The organism is Sporolactobacillus shoreicorticis (assembly GCF_024125445.1).
GTDB lineage: Bacteria > Bacillota > Bacilli > Bacillales > Sporolactobacillaceae > Sporolactobacillus > Sporolactobacillus shoreicorticis.
In genome coordinates this window covers 1-3,492 of record NZ_JAMXWM010000062.1, presented here as the reverse complement: position 1 = coordinate 3,492, position 3,492 = coordinate 1, and the positions used below count along the sequence as shown (strand labels likewise).

The 3,492-nt window shown below is 47.9% G+C and carries 2 protein-coding genes; both read right to left on the bottom strand.

The genetic code is table 11. The annotated features are described in order from the left end of the window. Window positions 1-20 precede the first annotated feature (20 nt). Window positions 21-2,219 (bottom strand): glycosyltransferase-like membrane protein, encoded by a 2,199-nt coding sequence (locus tag NIE88_RS21815; RefSeq protein WP_253065664.1) that lies wholly within the window; start codon window positions 2,217-2,219, stop codon window positions 21-23. A 78-nt stretch (window positions 2,220-2,297) separates the two neighbouring features. Further along, window positions 2,298-3,275 (bottom strand): glycosyltransferase family 2 protein, encoded by a 978-nt coding sequence (locus tag NIE88_RS21810; RefSeq protein WP_253065663.1) that lies wholly within the window; start codon window positions 3,273-3,275, stop codon window positions 2,298-2,300. Window positions 3,276-3,492: the final 217 nt, after the last annotated feature.

Genomic DNA, 3,492 nt, shown 5'->3' with positions numbered 1-3,492 from the left:
ATTTACTGCCTCAGCCTTTTTCAAAACGTTTGTCTGACTCGCCCCTTCCGTAAACGTGTGTTCAAAGTTGACAGGCGGTCCGATTTGTTCTGATCCATTGTCAGCACCGTATACATGTAGAACAGCACCATCAAAACCGGTACCGTGAACAAAAGGATGTAGCTGCCCTTACTTAAGTAAGCCCCTTTCTCAACCTGATAGACAGCGAATTGAAGGTCTTTTTGACCTTTTCTCACCCCATTCTGCAATAAATAGCCTCCCGGATAGGCGTCACGCTGCTCATACCCATGGCCACTGATCGCTAAGTTGAGGGCTGCTCCCGGATTTCCTCTTATCTGAGTTATGTTCATGTGTTTTTCGCTTCCCGGAACGGCAGGCCCTATTTTAAATGTGTGCCGGCCGGGAGCATGTTTCGGAACGAACTCTTTAGAGAAAAAGCGGCGCCCTGAATGTGGATCGGTGACTGAGACTCGGTATCTGCCCTCCCCAATAACATTGCGAACATGAAAAGAAACGCGATTAAAGGGGCGGGACGCATCGAACGTCTGTGTGATACAATGGTGAGCATCGACCGTCATGCCTTTTTTTCCTACCGAATAGCGCTGATCGATAAGATAATGGCGCTGCGGCGACTGAGCTTGGGCATACGCATGAAAACCCGCCCACGCGCAAAGAAGTACAGCCGCGAGGGTTGCGCCTGCTAGGGCCATTCTCACCCTTTTTCCGGTTAACTTTGCTTGCACTTTTTCAAGTTTGATATGTCCAAGCCAATAGGCAAGCTCTCTAAAGCCAAATACGGCGCCGAGCAGGACCAGCGGTGTGAAGAGCAGGCTGTAGCGCGGCTCCGCTTCCCAGACAAATGTATTAAAGATAAAGTTTCCAAAAAGACAAATTTGAATCAATAGATTCATATCTGCTTTTTTGGTGCGGAAAAAGCGTAAAGCAGAGAAAATTAACAAGAAAATCTCGACAATGTAAAACACCTGAATGATGTAAACGGTCATCTGATTTCTATGATTAAACAAATACTGATAGGCCTTCGTGGGATGCGTGGAGAGGTGCGTGTACCAGTAATACCCCCGTGCGCCTGTCCCCCACGTTCTGGCCGCTTTGACCCCCCATAGATGCAGGAGTCCGCCCATCCCCTTTTGCTTGATTCGAGTGACAATTTGCGCTCGATCTGCCTGTTTTTTCAATGCCTGATTCGGCTGCGTGTGTGTGAGTGCGAAATCCCGTGCATTGTATCCCCCATCCCGCGACAGCCCGAGCATGACCCAGTGGATCGACGGCATCGAAAGTGAAGGATCCGCTGTATAGCCGAAATGGCGTGCAACACCGTGGGATGCGAAAAGAGTCGAAGCGATTAAAACAAGGATCACCGCAGTATTGATCATGGCCTTTTTCCAGTTCAACACAAAAAACATGTAGATAACTAAAGCCGGAAGAAACAGGATCAGATTGGGCCGGATCAGATTGCCGATGCCAAGCGCAAGCCCTAATAAAACGATGTAGCGTATTTTCGCTGAACCGGCATAAACAGCCCAGAGATAAAGCAGCAGGGCAGGAAAAGCGATGGCGACCGTGTCGGTGTAAAAATACATGATGTAGAAAAAAAGCGGCAGACAGGTCAACGCAATGATCAGATAAAGGCATGCGGTTCGTTCGTCAAATCTCTTCTTCATCAACCGCCAAGAGATAAAGATGCCGGCGTTCAGCATCAGAGCGCAAAAGAAGCGGTCAATCAGCATGTAGCTTGAAAAATGGACCCAGCTGCCCAGGCTGTATAAAAAGTATCGAAGCAGCGTAATGGGAATATTATTGGGATAAACTTTGAAATAAATCGTGTCTGAAGCCTGCCCATGGGCCAGTAAATAGAGTGCTTCCGCATACGTATGTCCGCCGTCGATAATCGGCGGGAGAATGCCGTGGAACACAAAAATCAGTAGCGCTTCAAAGAGCAGCATGATGGCAAAAATTGAGATACTGATCCTTCTGCTGGCGCGGTCGGAGCGGCGGTGAAGCCATCGATAAAAGGCGATTAAAAACAGCACGACAATGAACGCGAATAAGGCGAGCGACAACGCGGTCGGCATGGCCGGAAAAAGGGTGCTGTGCTGTTTGAGCATAAGCGGGTAGACCAAACTGACTGCCAGCACCGAGAGAAAACACCCGGCAAAAGCGATGCTGAACAGATAAATCAAGATTCGTTTAACGCGCAAAATAAACGCCACATCCTATCTCTGTTTAAATCCGGTAACAATTTAATGATCTGCATTCCTGTTCATTGATTGATTTCATCAAAAGATCTTGGTCTCGAAGGATGTGTGGGTCAGCTGACGCTTCTCAATGATGTAGCGGGGACGGTGCTTCGTTTCCTTGAAAATCTTTCCGATGTATTCACCGATGACGCCGATAGCGGTGAGCTGCATGCCGCCAATCATCCAGATGGAAAGAATCATTGAGGTCCAACCGGTCACGACATGACCGATAAAGTGCTGAATTAATGCGTAAATTCCGATCAACACGCCAATTCCTGCTACCATTCCGCCGAGATACGTGACCATGCGGATCGGTGCGACGGAAAAAGAGGTGATTCCGTCGACTGCGAAATTCAGCATTTTTCTTAGCGGATATTTCGATTCACCAGCAAACCGTTGGGCACGATTGTAGTATACTTTTGTGCTTTTAAAGCCCAGCAAGGGAATCATCCCGCGCAGAAAAAGATTCTCTTCCTGATAGTTGACGAATTCATCAAGCACCCGTCTGCTGAGCAGTCGGTAATCGGCATGATTCGGGACCATTTTCACACCGAGTTTTTCCATGATCTGATAAAAGAGCAGCGCGGACTGTTTCTTGAAAAACGTATCCGTTTCACGCTTGTCACGTACCCCGTAAACCACATCAAAACCGTCTCGGAATTTAATGAGAAATTTTCTGATCGCGTTCACCTCATCCTGAAGGTCGGCATCAATCGTGATGATGCAGTCCGAATAAGGTCTTGCCGTCTCCATTCCGGCGATGAGCGCATTCTGGTGACCAAAATTCCGGCTTAATTTCAGGCCTGTAATCTCTTGGTTTTCTTGGGCATAGTGATCAATCATGGCCCACGTCTGATCACGGCTGCCATCATCCACAAATAAAATGGTGCTTCTGAAGGAAATGAGCTGATCCTGCGCGCAGCTCAGCAGGACCGCACGCAAACGATTGGCTGTTTCCTTTAAGACGGCTTCTTCGTTATAACACGGGACAACAAGGGTCAAAATGGGTTCTTTCATCGGTAGTTCCTCCTCCATTGCATCGGGACAAGTTCCCTTCGGTTTTATTCATGCTTCGCAGGTTCTAGTGACTGTTGATGAAGCCTGCAGGTTCAAGGACGACTGCCGAAGTCAGGATCGCTGAACCTAAGAACTATATTAGCCTTGAACGGTTGACCGATAAAAAATCATGAGAATTTTCTCATGAAAATCACATCGCCTCTTTCTTATGATCAGG

What these genes read in the sequence shown, in the direction of transcription:
- NIE88_RS21810 (WP_253065663.1), bottom strand. Translation starts at nt 3,275, where the DNA reads ATGAAAGAACCCATTTTGACCCTTGTTGTCCCGTGTTATAACGAAGAA.